Annotated in this window: 5 protein-coding genes; all 5 read left to right on the top strand. The window is 50.4% G+C overall.

The features are described 5' to 3' along the window. Position 1 precedes the first annotated feature (1 nt). The gene (locus V5T57_RS01195) at positions 2 to 667 is read left to right on the top strand and encodes a formyltransferase family protein (RefSeq protein WP_332889319.1); all 666 of its coding nucleotides are present in this window, start codon (positions 2 to 4) and stop codon (positions 665 to 667) included. Further along, positions 642 to 2,219 carry a GNAT family N-acetyltransferase gene (locus V5T57_RS01190; protein ID WP_332889318.1) on the top strand — a complete coding sequence of 526 codons (1,578 nt, stop codon included), beginning with the start codon at positions 642 to 644 and terminating at the stop codon, positions 2,217 to 2,219. Before V5T57_RS01195 ends, V5T57_RS01190 begins: the two co-directional genes overlap by 26 nt. Continuing rightward, on the top strand, positions 2,216 to 2,851 hold the full coding sequence (locus V5T57_RS01185) for an HAD family hydrolase (protein WP_332889317.1): 636 nt from the start codon (positions 2,216 to 2,218) through the stop codon (positions 2,849 to 2,851). The genes V5T57_RS01190 and V5T57_RS01185 overlap by 4 nt, the downstream gene beginning before the upstream one ends. A gap of 138 nt (positions 2,852 to 2,989) precedes the next feature. Then, on the top strand, positions 2,990 to 11,410 hold the full coding sequence (locus tag V5T57_RS01180; protein WP_332889316.1) for a PAS domain S-box protein: 8,421 nt from the start codon (positions 2,990 to 2,992) through the stop codon (positions 11,408 to 11,410). Then, positions 11,410 to 19,578 carry a transporter substrate-binding domain-containing protein gene (locus tag V5T57_RS01175; RefSeq protein ID WP_332889315.1) on the top strand — a complete coding sequence of 2,723 codons (8,169 nt, stop codon included), beginning with the start codon at positions 11,410 to 11,412 and terminating at the stop codon, positions 19,576 to 19,578. Before V5T57_RS01180 ends, V5T57_RS01175 begins: the two co-directional genes overlap by 1 nt. The last annotated feature ends 3 nt before the right edge of the window (positions 19,579 to 19,581 follow it).

Below are 19,581 nucleotides of genomic sequence, written 5' to 3'. Positions count from 1 at the left end.
CATGGCGCGTGTCATCGTGATCGGTGGGATTGAGAGCACCTACCGTAATGCTCAGGTGTTGCATGAGTTGGGGGAGGAGATTGTGATGTTCTACACCCGCTCTGCCCAAACACCGGGCTGGGAGGGGGTGGATATGATTGATGAATCCCGCTATCCCTTTGCCGCTTCGGTGCCTAAAACCCTGGTGCAAGGGAGCATTAATGACCATGTTCAGGAGATGGTGGCGTTGCAGCCGGATGTCATTTACTCCTTGGGCTGGCAGCAAATTTATGGTTCTGAGCTGTTGGGTGTCTGCCCCGTCATTGGTATTCATGAGAGTCTGCTGCCTGCAGGGGCAGGGGCTGTGCCTCTGGCCAATGCCATTTTAAACGATTTTGAACAAACCGGTTGTACGCTGTTCTGGCTGGATGGTGGTATGGATACTGGCCCTATCATTGGTCAGTTAAAAATGCAGCATAGTCCACAGACCGCCAATGCCACACAGCTCTATGAGGAGGGTATGGAGATCGGCGCAGACCTGCTGCGCATGTATGTGCCCCATATTAACAGTGGCCGTGCCCCGGCTATCGCCCAGGATCTAACCCAGCGCACCGTTTTTGGCAAAGTGTGTTGGCAGGACTGGCCCCAGGAGAGATTAAACCGTGCAAGAGTCTACCCCTACACCTGAATCCATCTCCTTTGAGCTGTGTGCCCCGGTCCAGGAGCATGCCAGGCAGGTGATGGATTGGCGAAATGATCCTGTTACCCTCACGATGTTCTACCATCGGGAGCCGAAGGTGTGGGAACAGTTCTGGCCGGAGTATCGGGATACCTATTTTAATGAGGCTGTACGCCCCCTGTTTGCGCTTTACCAGGGTAGACGGGTTGCCTTTGTTCGGTTTTGTCATGCACCCCACCCCCAAGACTTGGCTGGCCCCTGTGTGGATATCTCGATCAACATCGACCCAAAGCAACGTGGCCGTGGCTTGGCAACCCCCATTTTACAGGCGGCTTCCACCCATTTGCGACGTCAGGGGATCGATGCGGTTGTGGCCGAGGTAAGGCAGGAAAATAGCGCGTCATCCCGGGCCTTTGCCAAAGCGGGTTACCACCCATTGGGGGCAACGGTTAAAACCATTGCCGATACCGCAGAGCAGGCTAAGATTGAGCGTTATGTGCATGAGTTGGTAGACCCTTTTTGGCGCAAACAGGGGGTGTATGTTATTGCCGAGGCTGGTTCTAACTGGCGTATGGGCCATGCAGCGCGGGATCTGGCCATGGGGCGGGCACTGATTGATGCCGCGGTCGAGAGTGGTTCAGATGCGGTTAAATTTCAGACCTACCGCCCTGAAAGTGTCTATGTGGCCAACGCTGGGCAGTCTAACTATCTGGCGGAATCTGGCATTAAACAGGATATTAGTGAGATTTTTGCGGATCTGGCGATGCCTTATGAGATGCTGGAAGATCTGGCCAACTATTGTAAAAAAGTGGGTATTCAGTTTCTCTCCACCGGTTTTTCTGAAGCGGATTTTAAGGCCATTGATCCATGGGTGGATCTGCACAAAATTGCCTCTTACGAAATTAGCCATATGCGTTTGATCGATCTGGCGGCTAAGTCGGGTAAACCCTTGGTGCTCTCCACGGGGGCCTCAGCTCCCGAAGATATCGCCTGGGCGGTGGATCGTTACCATCAACAAGGGGGGCGTGATCTGTGCTTGCTTCAGTGTACCGCCAAATACCCTGCACCCTTAAGCAGCGTAAACAGCGCGGTGCTGCCTTGGTTACGACAGCAATATGGCGTCAGTGTCGGCTTGTCGGATCATAGCCGCGACCCTGTGGCGGCACCGGTAGCTGCGGTGGCACAAGGGGCACGCATTATTGAAAAACACTACACGTTACATAACGCACTGCCGGGGCCAGATCATAGTTTTGCCGTGACTGCTGAAGAGTTGAAAATCATGGTCACCCGCATTCGTGAGGCTGAAGAGGTTAGGGGGAGTGGTGTCAAACGTGTGCTGGGCGAAGAGAAGGAGCTGGCCGCTTTTGCGCGGCGTGGGGTGCAGGCGCTGGTGGATATTGCCCCTGGGGAGATGTTGGAAGAGGGTAAGAATGTCGATATTCTCCGGCCGGGTAATCAACCGCTTGGGGTACACCCTCGGCAGCTTGAGAAGATGGAAGGGCGCTGTGCTAAACGGGCCATACAGGCTGGTGAAGGCGTACAAGCTGAGGATTGGTCGTGACCACCAAGCGTGGTCTGTTCCTAGACCTGGATGGAACCTTAGCGGACTCTTTACCGGTCATGCGCGGAATTTATGGCGCGTTTTTAGCCCATTATGGTGTGCAGGGGTGTGATGAGGAGTTTCAGCGTCTTAATGGTCCCCCACTGAATAAAGTGTGTGAATATCTGAAGCAGACCCACGGGCTTGTGGAGGGTTTGGCCCTGTTACAGGCGCGCTATGAGGGGTTGCTTAAAGAGGCCCCTGCTCAAATTTCTCCCGCCCAAGGGGCCAAAGAGGTCCTGGAGTGGGCCAAACAGAAGGGGTGGAGCATTGTGGTGGTGACCTCCAGTGCGCATGCCCATACTCAGACATGGCTTGAGCAATGTGCGTTATCCCCATGGATTGATGGAATTGTGGGGGGGGATGATGTCGTGCAGGGTAAGCCGCATCCAGAGCCTTACCTCCAAGGGATTAATATGATCCAAGCGGATATTGACCGTAGCTTGGCTGTGGAAGATTCTCTTCAGGGTGCCCAAGCAGCTTTGCAAGCAGGTCTTAAAACCCTACGCATCCTGCCGGAACCATCACACGCTAGCGGTGTGAGTAACCTCTATGAAATTGCCTCTTTTCAGCAGTTGATCAAACATCTTTAAATCTCAGTAACTGCCTGCTTTTTAGGCTTTCAGATACGCATGTACAGGGTTGGGTGGGTCTGCTATTCTGACTGTCGGAGTGGTGGTGTGTTGCTGCGCCATTATTTAAAGGCGTCATGGCAGAAGGAAAGCGTGCTCATGCAATTCTCATGGTTGCGTCTGTTTGGTTTGTTTGTATGGCTTTTGCTCTGTTTGCCAAGTGAACTTTTGGCTTCGCCCGCAGCGCATGCGGCAGGCGTGCATACGGCGACCCCCCATCACCGAGTTGCGTTACTGATTCCCCGCAAAGACCCTTTTTGGCATCGCCTTAGCCAATTTACCCAGAAAGCAGCCAAAGATCTGGGTGTGACCCTGCACATCTACAACTTTCAAGACAGTGCCCAAACTCTGTTAGAGCGGACCAAAACAGCCCTGAAAGTTGGTGTTGACGGGCTTATTCTACCCGGCTATCGGGGCGGTGCTGAACAGGCCTTGGCCGCGGCAGATGGCGCGGGGGTCCCAACAATTCTGATCAATGCCCCCCTGGCGGACTATCAACAGCAGCCCCGTACCCATTATCGCCATTGGCTCGGTAGTGTGTTGCCCGATGATCGACAAGCTGGTCACGCCTTGATCCGGCAGTTGGTGATGCTGGGTCAAGAAAAAGGTTTGCAGCCCATCCAGGTATTGGCCATTGAGGGTAATGCCGCGGATGCTTCATCCCGTGATCGGGTGCAGGGTTTACGGCGTTTTCTCTCCAGCTTTCCTGACGGGCAGGTCAAACTCACCTTGGTTGAAGGTGACTGGGACCCGGCACAGGCTGTGGTGCAGTTGGATAAAGCGTGGAAGGAAAACCCCCATTTTAACCTGATCTGGTGTGCCAATGATCATATGGCGCGGGGGGTGGCTGATCGGATTGTTGAAATGGATCTGCCGATACCTCCCCTTGTGGGTGGGGTGGATTGGGATGAAGAGAGTGTTGAATATCTGCAACAAGGTAAGCTGGCGGTTAGTGTCGGGGGCCATTTTTTAGATGGTGCCTGGGCGTTGGTCATGTTGCATGATTATTTGAGTGGGGTGGATTTTGCCCATCAGCAGTTGGTGTATGACTCGTTAATGGTCGCCGCCACAGGAACCAATATTGAGCGATACCAACCCTTTTTTGGGCAGGAAACCCAAGATTTTGATTTTTCAAAATACTCTCTGGTTGATGAGCCGGACAGGTTTGCTTATGTCTTTGATCTTCAAACCGCGTATAAGCGTAACCAGCGTCATGGGCAATCATCAAAAATTGCGCTTAAACTGGAACCTAAACAGCTTGAGTGGCTTCAGCAGCAACAGCGCATTCGTATTGGATTAATGCAAGGGTGGGCGCCTGTTGCTTTTAAAGGTCGTACCGGTCAGCCCAGTGGTATCAGTGCCTCCATTTTGGAGGCGATCAATCAACGCTTGGGTGGGCAGATTAAAGTAGTTTCTGCGCCATGGCCCAGCTTGTTGGAGGATCTTAAACAAAAGCGTATCGATGGGCTTATGGATATCACGCCAAACTCAGAGCGTGAAGGTTGGATTGATTTTACTAAGCCTTATTTAAGCATCCCTCATGTCATTGTCGGTAAGCGAACCCGCACAGACCTTGGCTCATTGGAGGCGTTACAGGGTAAAAAATTGGCCCTGGAGGCTGGTTTTGGCAGCCGGGTTGAGTTGAGGACGCGGTTTCCCTCTATTGAGATCCTCTCCTACCCAGGAACAAGCGCCGCCTTAGAAGCGGTTGCTCGGGGGGAGGTGGATGCTTATGTGGGTAACCGTGCGGTGGCCCTGCATCTGATCTCGCAAAAACTTTTACACAGCTTGGCCCCTTTGGGTGTGGCCACCAAAGAACCCTCTGTTTTGCACATCGGTGTGCAAAAATCCATGCCGCAACTGGTGGGGATTTTACAAAAAGCGTTGGATGATCTGAGTGATGAGCAGATGCATGCCATCATGCAACGCTGGGTACCTGCCCAACCGGTGGTTGAACCCGTACAACAGGACGCCCTGTTAGATGTACCTTTAATGCAGGTCGCCTTGATACTGCTGGGCACGCTGGCTTTGGTGGCTCTGTTCATTACCCGGGTGATCCGGCGTTATTCTGATGATGCGGTCTTGCTGTTGAGTAGTCGCCGTATCCGTACCTTTGGTTCCTTGGGAGTGGTCAGTTTTATCGCCATGGCCATTTTACTCTCCTGGTGGGGGCTGAACATTCAGGAAAATCAATATAAACAACGAGTTGGTCAGGGTTTGCAGGTTGCCTTAAATACCACAAGTCATGCCTTGGGGTTATGGCTGGAAGGTATGTCGACCCACCATCAACAGCTGACAACCAATCCACAACTGATCCGTCTGGCGCGGCAATTAAACCGTGACCTACCACAGATGGAGCGCATTCATACCATTACCCAGCTGCGCCGACATTTGAGTAGCCATGGCCACCAGGCTTTGGGGTTCGCGGTGATGAATGATCAAGGCAAACTGTTGGCCCACACCGGTCAAGGTGCGCTCTTTGAACCCATTCAACACACCCAGGGTTGGCAGCAAGCCAAACTGGCTTTTGTGGGCGGGATACAGGTTATTCCCCAGTTAATGCCCCTTAAACAAAAAGGGGCTCCAAAGGGTGAGGCACACCTGAAAAGTGTGGTGTACTTGGCAGCCCCGGTGGGCTTTGGTCAGGAGCGCACGCTACTTCTCATGGCCATTGATGCCAGTGAAGTGTTGACCCGCATTACCAACCAGACACGTTCGCTGGATAGTGGTGAAACCTATTTGATGGACACCATGGGGCGTATGGTGACCAACTCCCGCTTTTTAGACGCGTTGCATCGTTTGGGGCGTGTTCCAAAAACACTTAAGAGTTCTGTTGGTTTACGGTTGGCTGCGGATGATAATCCAGACTCTCCTCTTATCTACTCTGCGGCTCAGACCTTGGCAGGCAAAACGGGCATGGCGCTGGATGGTTATCTGGATTATCGCAACTTTCCGGTACTGGGGGCGTGGCGCTGGAATGAACAGCTCAAAATGGGGTTGATCACAGAGCTGGACTTTGAAGAGGCCATGGCCCCTTTTAAGGCTTTTCGTGGCATGGTTGTCACGGTTTTGGGTTTTACCATCGTACTGGCGCTGACCTTAACCGGTTTAACCTTGTGGATGAGTGCCCGGGCCAACCGCTCTTTGTTGCAGGCACGTGATGAGCTTGAACAAAAGGTTGAAGTGCGAACCCAGGAGCTGGAGGCACTTAGTGGGCATTTAAAACAGGCCTTATCCAGTATGTCTGATGGGCTGTTTATGTTGGATGATGACCTGAAGTTTGTGCTCTACAACCAGCGCTATGTGCAGCTGCTTCATCTTCCAGAAGATATGGTCAAAGTTGGCGCATCAATTGAGCCGATCATTCACTATTTGGTTGAGCGTGGGGACTATGGGGATCAAGCCCATGCTCATTTTGTGAAAGAGCGGTTGCACACCCTAAAACAGCGGCAAGAACTCCGTTTAGAGCTCAACCTGCCACAGGGTCGGGTGGTGGATATTCGTCAATCGCCCACAGATACCGGGGGGTTGGTGGTCACCCTGACAGATATCTCCGATTCACGGATTAGTGCCAAAGCCATTGAAGAGCGGGAAGAGCGGTTGAACTTGGCCCTGGCCGGGGGGGACCTTGGGTTCTGGGATGTGGATCTGGTCACTGGTGAGACCATAGTCAATGATCGCTACCGGGAGATTTTTGGTACCCCCCGTGAGGGCACTCAATCTCACCGGGATCTATGGTTGGAGACCATCCACCCCGAAGATCGTGACCGTGTATTACAGCAGGGCCAAGCCTACCGGGATGGGTCTATATCCAGCTACCATGTGGAGTATCGTGGGGTTAAAGATAATGATGTGCATTGGTTGGTCTCCAAAGGGGCTGCGGTTGCCTGGAATACGGACGGCACTGTCGCCCGCATGGTGGGAACCGTTGCTGACTTTACGGCACGCAAACGCATGCAGGATGCTTTGGCAGAGTCGGAGCAGCGTAGCCGTTTGATCTTGAGTTCCGTGACCGATGGTATCTTTGGCCTGGATACCGAAGGGCGTACGACCTTTGTGAACCCTGCTGCGGCTCAATTGTTGGGGTATAGCCAGGAGGAGCTGGTCGGGGAGCGTATGCATGCGATGGTGCACCACGCCTATCCCGATGGTCGTGAGTACCCGGTTGAAAAATGCCCCATGCGCCATGCAGCAACCCGTGGGGACTCTACCGAGGTCACCGATGAAGTGTTGTGGAAACGGGACAAAAGCAGCTTGCCGGTTGAGTATAGTGCCGTGCCCATGCTTAAAGAGGGCGAAGTGGTGGGGGCTGTGGTGGTTTTCCGAGATATTACCAAGCGCTTGGAGACCGAAGCCCGCCTAAAAGCCCGAGAAAAACAGTTCCGCACACTGCTGGAATCCACACCAGACCCCATGGTGGTGGTGGATGCTAAAGGGCGGATTAACACCATTAACCGTCGCTCAGAAGAGCTGTTTGGTTATACGCGTGAGGCTCTGTTGGGTCAGCCTGTAGAGCTGTTGATTCCTGAATCCGTCCGCTTTGAGCATATTGCCAAACGTCGGGACTATATGGCGCATCCTCATGCCAGAGCCATGGGGGAGGGCATGGAGCTGATGGCGGTGCATAAACAGGGGCATAAAATCCCCGTGGAGGTCTCTCTGAGCCCGATTGAGACGGATGATGGCCTGTTGGTGGCCAGCTCTTTGCGGGATATCCGTGCCAGGAAAGAGGCCGAGCAGCAGCTTAAAGAAGCTGACATGTACAAAGCACGTATGTCGGAAGTAGAGCGGTTTAACCTGCTTGCTGTGGACCGTGAACAGCGTATTGTTGAGCTTAAGCAAGAAGTTAATCATCTTAATGAAATACAGGGTTTAACGGTGCGTTATGACTCTGTTGCTGCTCAGAACTCCGTGCTTGGTGACATGGCGGATGTCGATCAGCAGGTTGAAGGTGCGGATGGTAAGTTAGACATCGCTAAATTGATGGATCTTCAACAGTTGCAGGATTTACTCAATGATTTTTGCAACTCTGTGGATATCGCTTCGGCCATTATTGATCTGGAGGGCAATATTCTTGCGGCGGCACGTTGGCAACAAGCTTGTACAGATTTTCATCGTAAGGATGAACGCAGTTGCGCACAGTGTATTGAAAGCGATACCCAGCTAGCCTTAAACCTGGAAGAGGGTAAGCCTTTTTCCATGTACCGTTGTAACAATGGCCTGACCGATTGTGCTGCGCCCATTACGATCCATGGGGAGCATATAGCAAACGTGTTTATTGGCCAGTTCCTGTTGCAGCCGGCAGATAAAAAGTACTTCACCATGCAGGCCGCTCAATATGATTACGATACCGATAGCTATCTAAAGGCGATCGATAAAGTACCGGTGATCACAGAAGATAAACTGCCTGGTATCCTTGGCTTCCTCTCCAAATTTGCGCAGATGTTGGCCAGTCTTTCCGTGGAGCGGCATCGTTCAGCCCAAGCTGAGAAGGCCATTGTCCAGCGTGCTGAGCAGATGCAAAAAGAACGGGTAGCTGCCATGAGCTTGGCGGAGGATGCTGAGCAGGCCAGAACTGAGATCCGGCAACACAAAGAGCAGTTGGAAGAGTTGGTTGAGGAGCGGACCACAGAGCTGGATAAAAGCCGTCAGCAGTTGCAGTCGATCTTGGATAACTCCCCAGCGTTAATCTATGCCAAAGATATGCAAGGTCGTTATTTTCTGGTGAATAAAATCTGGTCTTTGACCTTGGGCTTGCAGAGTGATGATGTGCTGGGCAAAACAGATTACGATCTGTTTTCCAAAGAGGCCGCAGATGGGTTTGTTGCCAATGATCAGCAAGCGTTGACCAGTGGGGAGGTGGTCCAGTCCGAGGAGCAAAACCCCCAGGATGATGGCATACACACCTATCTCTCCAATAAATTTGCTTTGATTGATGGAGAGGGACACCCATATGGCATTTGTGGGGTCTCGCAAGATATTACCTCGATCAAACAGATGACCGCGCAGCTGCAAGAAGCCAAAGAGGAGGCCGATGCTGCGAACCAGGCCAAAAGTGACTTTTTGGCCAATATGAGTCATGAAATCCGTACCCCGATGAATGCCATTATCGGGATGTCACACCTGGCTTTACAGACACAGTTAACCAGCCGTCAACGTAACTATATTCACAAAGTTCACCGATCTGCCGATGCTTTGTTGGGCATTATTAACGACATCTTGGACTTTTCTAAAATTGAAGCCGGCAAGTTAGATGTAGAGGCCATTGATTTCCACCTGGAAGATCTCTTTGATAATCTGGCCAATTTAGTGGGCTTAAAAGCTGAAGAAAAAGGGGTGGAACTGCTCTTTGATGTTGACCCTCATCTACCAACGGCGCTGGTGGGGGATCCGCTCCGCTTGGGGCAAATCCTCACCAATTTAGGCAATAACGCGGTTAAATTTACCACCACTGGTGAGATTGTTGTTTTTGCCCGCCTTAAAGAGGTTCAGGCCAACGGTGTGCTCCTCCATTTTGGGGTGCAGGATTCAGGGATTGGAATGACCCCTGAACAACAGGCCAAGCTCTTTAAATCCTTCAGCCAAGCTGATAGCTCAACAACCCGTAAGTATGGGGGGACTGGGTTGGGCTTGGTGATCTCTAAAAAACTAACAGAGATGATGTCTGGAGAAATTTGGGTTGAGAGTGAGCCAGGGCAGGGTAGCACCTTCCACTTTACAGCCCTGTTGCCTGTGCAGCAGAACCCTAAACCTCGCTTAACCGTTGATCGGGAGGCGCTGTCTGGATTACGGGTTTTGGTGGTGGATGACAATGCTAACTCCCGTGAAATTCTCTCCTCCATGGCGGTGACATTTGGGCTTGAGGTCGATGCCGCAGAGAGTGGTGCGGATGCCTTGCGGCGTATCGAAGAGGCTGACCAGGCCAATTTGACCTATGACTTGGCATTGATGGATTGGAAAATGCCCCGCTTGAATGGTGTTGAGACCGTCAAACGTATGCAGCAGAGCCATGCGGGAGAAACCCCAGCGGTTATTATGGTGACCGCCTATGGCCGGGATGAGGCACTGGCTGAAGCTGAACGTCACGCGGCTGAAATAAAGGCGGTTCTAACCAAGCCGGTGACAGCATCAACCTTATTGGATGCCATCGGTGAGTCCCTTGGCCGGGGGTTGGTGCGCCATGAAGGGGGAAGTGGAGAGAAAATTAACCATGCCCAACAGGAAGCGACCAAAGTAAAAGGGGCCAAGGTGCTGCTGGTTGAGGATAATGAGATTAATCAGGAGTTGGCGCTGGAGCTGTTGGCCAATGGAGGGGTGATTGCAGATGTGGCGGATAATGGGCAGATCTGCCTGGAGATGTTGGAACAATCAACCTACGACGGGGTGTTGATGGATCTGCAAATGCCCGTTATGGATGGTTTTACAGCTACCCGTGCCATACGGGAACAGGCCAAATATAAAGATCTTCCCGTGATTGCGATGACGGCTAACGCCATGGCTGGTGATCGGGAAAAGGTGTTGGCTGCTGGTATGAATGACCACATTGCCAAGCCGATTAATGTTAGAGATATGTTTGCCACCATGGCCAAGTGGATAACCCCGTCCGGTGTTGCCACCGCCATGCCAGAGGTTAAAGAACTTGCTCAAGGTGCCGCGCCGTTAGATCCTTTACCGGAACTGCCCGGTATTGACAGCCAGATCGGGCTAAATGTTGCCCAAGGCAACGAACGACTTTACCGGCGTTTGCTACAGAAGTTTGTTACCAATCAATCCGACTTTGAAGCAACTTTCCGGGCCGCTTGGCAAGCGGAGGATTTAGCGACAGCAACACGCCATGCCCATACCCTAAAGGGGGTTGCAGGTAATCTAGGGGCTACAGAGGTGCAGCAAGCTGCAAAATTATTAGAAACCGCTTGTATGGAAGATCCTGCAGGGATTGGCGCATCTTTGGACCATCTGTTACCGGTTTTAGAGCAGGTATTGGCGGGACTTGAGAACTTAAGCCTTGCACAAGCTGCCTCGACCCCAGCAACGCCATCTCTCGACTTGGCGCAGCTTAAGCCCTTGTTGGTGAGTATACGTGAAAAACTGGTGGATGATGACAGTGAAGCACTGGAAGATATGGACCAGTTAGAGCCTCTGGTAGCGGGCACGGCATTGGCAGATCTGTTAAAACAGGTAATAGAGCCTGTGCAAGAGTATGAATTTGAGCAGGCACTGGATGCTTTAGATACCTTTGAGCAGCATTTAAGTACAATGCCTGAAACAGGGCATTTATCTGATACCCTGGATTGGGCGCATATACAGACTCTGTTGAACCAGCTTCATGACATGTTGGAAGAGGATGATAGTGAAGCGGTAGAGTTGATGGAAACATTGGAACCACTATTGGCCCAGACCCCTTATGCAGAGGGGTTAGCGACCATGGTTGAGCTGGTCAATGGTTATGATTTTGAAGAGGCATTGGAAACTTTGGATCAATTACAGAAGAACCTGAATAGTCAGCAGAGGGGTGCATAATGTCCCGTCTCCTTTTGCTATTGGCACTGTTTTTATGGTCTCTGGCTGGCATGATTATGCCTGCTGTTGCCGCACAGAGTATCTCCTCGCTCACAGAACAGGAACGTACCTTCCTGAAGCAACATCCCACCGTTCGTGTCCATAACGAGCAGGGATGGATGCCTTTTAACTTCTATCGTGATGGTAAGCCACAAGGCTATACCATTGATTTGATGGATCTGTTGGCTGACAAGCTGGGGATTAAAATCGATTATGTCAGTGGCCCAAGTTGGAATGACTTTTTGGGCATGTTGGAACGTAAAGAGATCGATCTTATCGGTAACATGGTTCAAACCCCAGCACGTCAGGGTTTTGCAGAGTTTACCGACCCGGTTATTAAATATCCTCCTGTTATTATTGCGCGTTCAGGGAATAGTTTTCAAACCTTAGAAGAGCTTCAGGGCCTGACCGTCGCTATTGTTAAAGGCTATTGGTATGAAGAGGTTTTTCGTCGGCACTATCCTCAAATTCAACTGCTCTCTGTAAAAGATAATCTGGAGACCTTAAAAGCGGTGGCCTACGGTCAGGCTGATGCCACAGTGGGTACGGGGGCGGTGTTACAGCACATTTGGCTGGATAACGCCATTACCAACATCAGCATAACCGGCATTGCAGAGCTGCCGGGTAAAGAGAATTACTACAACCGAATTGGGGTGCGTAAGGATTGGCCTTTAATGGTCTCGATCCTGAATAAGGCGTTACAGGATGTCACGTACCAGGAGGAACTGCAGCTGCGTAAAAAGTGGCTAGGGGCCGCTGTTGCACACTCCGGTCTACAATTAACCGATGAAGAGCAGGCGTTTCTAAAAAACCACCCAACTCTAAGAGTCTCCAATGAGTTGGATTGGGCCCCCTACGACTTTTTTGCGGATGGCCGGGCCCAAGGGGTTTCGGTAGATATGCTGCGTCTGATGGAAAAAAAGCTGGGTGTTGACTTTGAGTTTGTACAGGCCCCATGGAACGATCTGCTGGAAAAGGTGAAGAATAAACAAATTGATATTATTCACCCGGTTGTACCCAATGAAGAACGTGAAGAATATCTGGAGTTTATTGACCGCTATTTGACGACCTACTTGGCTTTTGCTGTTCAAAAAGGCAAACCTCTGGTTACCCGACCACAAAACCTGTTTGGTAAACGGTTGGCTGTTATCCGAGGATATGCCTATCACGATGCATTTATTAAAAAATATCCTCAGGTCGAACCGGTTTATGTGGCATCCCCTTTAGAGGGGTTAAAAGCCGTTTCTTCTGGTCAGGCAGATGCAATTTTTGAGACCAGTGGTGTGCTTAGCTGGTTGATTGAGAAGAACTATTTGGCCAACGTGGTGATCGGTGGCAAACTCAGCGAAGAAGAGTTGCCCAGTACCCAGTTAAAGGTGGGGGTGCGTAAAGATTGGCCCATATTGGTGGGGCTTCTTCAAAAAGCGTTTGATGCGGTTGATGAAAAAGAAAAACGTGAGGTCTACACCTTTTGGTTTGGGCAAAGTACCAAAATGCGCCAATGGCAGGCGCCATTGAATAAGGAAGAGAAAGCATGGGTGAAGGCCAACCCTCGTATTCGTGTGCATAATGAAATGGATTGGCCACCCTTTAACTTCAACAATGATGGTATGCCTCAGGGTTACTCCATTGACTTTATGAACCTCTTAGCCAGAAAAGTTGGCTTACGGGTGGAGTATGTTTCTGGCCCCTCTTGGGGGGAGTTTATGGGGATGATGAAGCGTCATGAGCTGGATGTGATGCTCAACATTGTTAAAACTAAGGATCGGCAAAAATGGCTTTTGTATACCGACCCTTATGCAAATAATCCCAATGTGATCTTAAGCAAGCGGGATAAGCGCTATGTGACGTTAGAGGAGCTTGTTGGCAAGACGGTCGCCATACCTGCGGGCTTTTATTACGAAGAGATTTTAAAACGCCACTTTCCCAAGGTGAAGATTCTTCTGCGTAAAAATACCTTGGAGTGCATGAAGTCTGTCTCTTTTGGTGAAGCAGATGCTTCATTGGGGGAGCTGGCGGTTTTTAATTATCTGCTCTCTCGGCATATGCTGGGTAATTTAGTGGTCTCTGGTGAAGTAAAGGTTGGGGAGCCAGGTTTATCGTTACTGAACATCGCCACCCAAAAAGAGAACCCCATTTTGGCTTCGATTCTTCAAAAGGGGGTGCAAGCCATTGGGGTGGATGAGCGGGCTGAGATGCAGCGGAAATGGCTGGGGCAAGCACGTAAAGCGGCAACGACCCAGCAGGTTGCTGTCGAGGGCAAAGATGCATGGTGGATGATGGTCACAGCGATCATTGTCTTTCTGGTGATGTTACTTGGTGCTTTGTTGGCACCACGTTTATTTAGTGATGAGACGGTTGCCCGTCATTTTGGCTCCCCACTATTCCGTATGGTGGCTTTGGGGGCGATCTCTCTACTTGTTGTCATGGTGGTCTCTCTGGTTTGGTTTACACTGACACAAAGCAAGAAAAATACACTGGAGAATGTCCAAAGAGATCTAAAAGTAGTTTTGCAAAATACCATGGAGCGGTTGGATTTTTGGGTAGAAGAGCGTACGGGCTATTTGACCCAAGTGGGGCGGGATGCTCAGTTAGTTGCCATTACGGAGCGGTTATTACGGGTTCCTGTTACAGCATCTGCTTTAGCCAAAGATCAAGCCCAACAAGATGCCCGTGATTTTTTTGCCAAACGTGAGGATGAGTTTGGCCGTATTGGTTTCTTTATCATTAGCCCGCAGAATATCAGTATTGGCTCTCGCCGAGATACAAACCTTGGGACATTCAATTTAATTGCTGAGCAAAAACCTGAACTTTTGGCGCGGGTCTTTGATGGAGAGTCTGTCTTTATTCCCCCCATCCGTTCGGATGTTGTGCTTAAAAAAGAGCAGGAGAAGGCTAAGAAAAAACCCCTGACTATGTTCTTTGCGGTGCCCATTCGAAATTCAGAAGGGCAGGTCATCGCGGCTTTAACCCAACGTTTGTTACCGGAGGGGCGCCTTTCCCATATTATGCGGGCCGGACGTTTGGGGGATTCTGGTGAGAGCTATCTAATTGACCGAGAAGGCCATATGGTCACAGAGAGCCGGTTTAAGGAGGTTCTGGAAGGGTTAAAGCTGATTACAACGGAGAATAACGTCTCTTCACAGCTTCAAATTCGTGATCCAGGTGTTGATTTAACCCAAAATGCTCAACCGACTAAAGCGATCGAAGAGCGCCCTTTAACCTATATGGCGTCCTCTCTTATCAAGATGGGTCAAGAGATGATTCATCAAGGGTATGAAGAACATGGGACGCTGACAACCCATATGCAAGGGTACCGGGATTACCGGGGCGTACCGGTTTTTGGAGCATGGAGTTGGGATGGTCACTTAGGTATGGGGGCCACCACAGAGATTGATGTAGAAGAAGCGTTGGAAAGCTTTTTTAGCCTACGACAAAATTTATTGATCATTACCGGGATGACGCTGTTATTGGCTGTGGCCTCCACCTTGCTGATGGTGATGTTGGGAGAAAAAGCGACCCGTACCATGCGCCAAGCCCGTGAAGAGCTTGAACAGCGGGTAGCCGAACGGACAGAACGGTTAAGCAGCATTATCAATACCGCGGTAGATGGCATTATTATGATTGGTGAACGGGGTATTGTTCACGAGTTTAGCCCTGCTGCTGAGCGTATGTTTGGTTATAGCCGTGATGAAATGATGGGGCAAAATATCAAACAGATTATGCCAGAACCTGATCGAAGTTCTCATGATGGCTACTTGGATCGCTACCTCACCACTGGGGTTGCACGCCTGCTGAATAAGCTTAGAGAGGTTAAAGGGCAGCATAAAGATGGCACGACCTTTACCATGGACCTTTCTGTGGCGGAGACATTTATTGGGGGAGAGCGTTTCTTCACCGGGATCGTACGGGATATTACCGAACGTAAACTTTCAGAAGCTGCCTTAAAAGAGAGCCAAGAGCGCTTTGAACTGGCCATTCGTGGTAGTGGGGATGCATTGTGGGAGTTTGATGTTGCCACACAGGTGAACTGGTTCTCTCCCCGTTTTGTAGAGCTGCTTGGTTATGAGCAAGATACCTTGGCGCACAGTATTGAGACATGGCAGGCGCATATTCACCCAGAAGATAAAGAGGCGGCTATTGTCGCGTTTAGGGATCATCTTGAGCGGGATGTTCCTTATGACATCGAGTACCGTATGCGGACACAAGCGGGTGATTATCGCTGGTTCCGCTCCCGGGCAAAATCTTTGCGGGATGAGTTGGGTAAAGCTTATCGAACCAGTGGCTCCATTAGTGATATTACCGAACGTAAAGAGGCTGAAGATGATGTCGCCGCCAGTCAAGAACGGCTAGAGCTGGCTTTAAAAGGGGGCAGTCTGGGGTTCTGGGATGTTGATTTCCGTACCGGTATGACGGTGGTTAATGATCGCTATAAAGAGATTTTTTGCCTGCCCATGGACGAACCCATCCCCATGACACGGGATCGCTGGTTCCGTACCATCCATCCGGATGATCTGGATCTGGTGACGAAGGCAGGCTTGGATTATAAAGATGGTATAACCACCAGTTATGAGGTGGAGCATCGCATCCGTACTGAGGATAACACAGAGAAATGGGTTATCTCTAAAGGGAGCATCGTGCAGTGGGATGCTGATAATAATCCCATACGTATGGTTGGCACGGTTCAGGATATTTCAGAGCGTAAACAGGCTGAAATTGAAATTGCCAGATCCAACCGTGATCTGAATACACTCAGTCGTAGTAACGAGGCTGTGTTACAGGCCAAATCAGAAGCAGAGTTACTTCATAAAGTCTGTCAGATCATTGTTGAGGTTAATGAAAAATCAATGGTTTGGATGGGTATGGCAGAGAGTAACCCGGATAAATCCATCTCTATTTCTGCCGTGTACGGTGCCCACACCGACTATTTAAGTCGAAGTCAATTTAGCTGGGATGATAAGAACCAGTTTGGCTTGGGTCCGGCGGGTATGACCATTCGGACCAACAAACCTGCACTGGTCAAAGATGTCCAGCATGATCCCCGTTTTGCACCTTGGCGGGAGAATGCCATTAAACGGGGCTTTAAATCAGTATTAGGGGTGCCTTTAGGCCCTAAGGATCACGCTTTTGGCTGTGTGGTGATCTATTCTGAGCAGGCTGATGGTTTTGATCTGGCCAATATCGAAGCCTTGGAACGTTTGTCTGACAATATCTCCCACGGTGTCATCGCACTACGCTCTGAAGAGGCACGTAAAGAGGCGGAGAATACACTGCGCTTTACCCAGTATGCGGTTGACCATGCTGCAGAAGCGGCCTTTTGGATACGGGCTGAAGATGCAGGCTTTGAGTATGTTAACGATACCGCGTGCCATATGTTGGGCTATACGCGTGAAGAGTTGATCGCGTTGACTGTTACCGATATTGATCCCCTGATGCGTCAAGAGATGTGGCCACAGATGGTCGAGCGCTTCCGCCAACAGGAGGTGGTGACGCTGGAGTCTGAGCATATTACGCGCACTGGCCGGAAGTTCCCTATGGAGATCGTGGGCTCTTTAACCGAGTTCCAGGGGCGGGAAATTATCATTACCTTCACACGGGACATTAGTGAACGGAAAGAGGCAGAAGCGGCCTTAAAGCGGGCTAAGGATGCGGCGGAAGCGGCAACCCAGGCAAAAAGTGACTTCTTGGCCAACATGTCCCATGAAATTCGCACACCGATGAATGCCATTATCGGTATGTCCCATCTTGCGTTGCAAACGGAACTGAGTAGTCGTCAGCGCAACTATATCCAAAAAGTTCACCGTTCTGCGGAGTCTTTATTAGGTATCATTAATGATATCCTCGACTTCTCTAAAATTGAAGCCGGCAAGATGGATATGGAGAATGCCGAGTTCCACTTGGAGGATGTCTTTGACAACCTGGCAAACCTGGTTGGTCTAAAAGCGGAAGAGAAAGGGGTTGAGCTTCTTTTTGATGCCAGTACGGATATGCCAACCGCCCTGATCGGCGATCCTCTGCGTTTGGGGCAGGTGTTGATTAATCTGGGTAACAACGCGGTTAAGTTCACCAGTGAAGGTGAAATTATTATTCGTGTTCGTCAAATTGAGTCCGGTGAACAAGGTGTAAAACTGCACTTTGCCGTCGAGGATACCGGCATTGGTATGACCCCTGAACAGCAGGCTAAGCTGTTTAAATCCTTTAGTCAGGCCGATACCTCGACCACCCGTAAATATGGTGGCACTGGCCTGGGTTTAGCCATTTCCAAAAAGCTTTCTGAGTTGATGGGGGGGGATATCTGGGTAGAGAGTGAGCAGGGTAAGGGGAGTATCTTCCAATTCACCTCATGGTTTGGTGTGCAAAAGGATCCAAAACCCAGGTATCAAGTGGATCGGCAAGCGATTCTTGGATTACGTATTTTGGTGGTGGATGATAATACCTCTGCCCGTGAAATCCTGTCAGATATGGCCCGTAGTTTTGGGCTGGAGGTTGATCTGGCCAAAGATGGCCGTGAAGCTTTGCAGTATGTCATTAATGCCCAAGAGCAGTCTTTACCTTATGATCTGGTCTTAACGGATTGGCAAATGCCCGAGCTGAGCGGCATTGCTTTGGTTAAGCAGATGCATCAAGCCGATTTGACAGATATTCCAGCCGCGATCATGGTCACAGCCTATGGCCGAGAGCAGGCCTTGAGTGAAGCAGAAAGAGAAGGGGCAGATATTCGTTCGGTGCTGACCAAGCCGGTAACCGCCTCCACGTTACTGGATGCCTTAGCTGAGTCTTTAGGGCATGGTTTGGTGGTACGCAGCGAAGGTCGTAAAGATCAACACTATTCCGGGGAGCAGGAAGCCGCCAAGGTGCGGGGGGCCAAGGTACTTCTGGTTGAAGATAATGAAATCAATCAGGAGCTTGCTATGGAGCTTTTGGCCAACGGTGGTGTGGTCGCTGATCTGGCAAATAATGGCCAGGAGGCCTTAGACTTGATCGCCAGCCACCCCTATGATGGGGTGTTGATGGATTTGCAAATGCCGGTGATGGATGGCTTTACAGCAGCCAAAGAGATCAGAAAGCAGGAGATCTATAACGCTCTACCCATTATCGCCATGACGGCCAATGCCATGGCAGAAGATCGCGAAAAAGTATTGGCTGTGGGGATGAATGATCATATCGCCAAGCCAATTAATGTGCGGAATATGTTTGCCACCATGGCAAAATGGATTAAACCCTCGGGCTTGGTCGATGGGGAAGCGAAGGGTGTGGAAAATGATGCAGAACCGGTCATACCACTCCCTGAATTAGCAGGTATTGATACCAAAGCGGGTTTGGCAACCACACAGGATAACCATAAACTTTACCGGCGCTTGTTGGCTAAGTTCTTGGATAAACAGGCTGACTTTGAGGCAAACTTTAAACAGGCCTTAAGCAGTGAAGACCCTGTTGCAGCAACGCGTGAAGCGCATACTTTAAAAGGGGTTGCAGGTAATTTGGGTGCCTTTGGTGTTCAGCAAGCCGCTAAAAAGTTGGAAAACGCGTGTGATGAGAACCAGGATGAAACCACGCTCTTGGAGCTTTTACAGGATGTTATATCAGAACTAACACCTGTTTTGGCGGGTTTGCAGGCTATGCATCAGGCGATGGATCAACAGCCTGTCACGCAATCCTCAATCGATCCGGCAACCTTGAAGAAGATGGTGGCACAAATTAGGGAAAAGCTGGAAGATGATGACAGTGAGGCGTTAGATGATCTGGATGAGTTGGAGCCTCTCGTTGCAGGCACCCCCTTGCAAGCGGCATTAATGGCCGTTGCTGATGAAGTACGTGGTTATGATTTTGAGCAAGCTTTGATAGCGTTGGGCCGTTTAGAGACAGGCGTTTTGGCTAAGTCAACGGCACCCAATAACCATGTTGCATCCATTGATCTGGAAAAAGTGGGACCTCTACTAGACAAGTTGTCTGGGTTGTTAGAGGATGATGATACGGAAGCGGCGGACTTGGTTGAACAACTGATCCCGCTACTCAAAGGATCTGAGTCTGCTCAGACCTTAGCGGGGATCGAAGATCTAATAAGTGATTATGCTTTTGAAGAAGCTGTTGAGCTGGTTATTAAAATTAACCAGCAACTGGACCGATAGTGG

This window comes from Magnetococcus sp. PR-3 (genome assembly GCF_036689865.1).
Taxonomy (GTDB): domain Bacteria; phylum Pseudomonadota; class Magnetococcia; order Magnetococcales; family Magnetococcaceae; genus Magnetococcus.
This window is presented reverse-complemented; position numbering and strand designations above follow the sequence as displayed.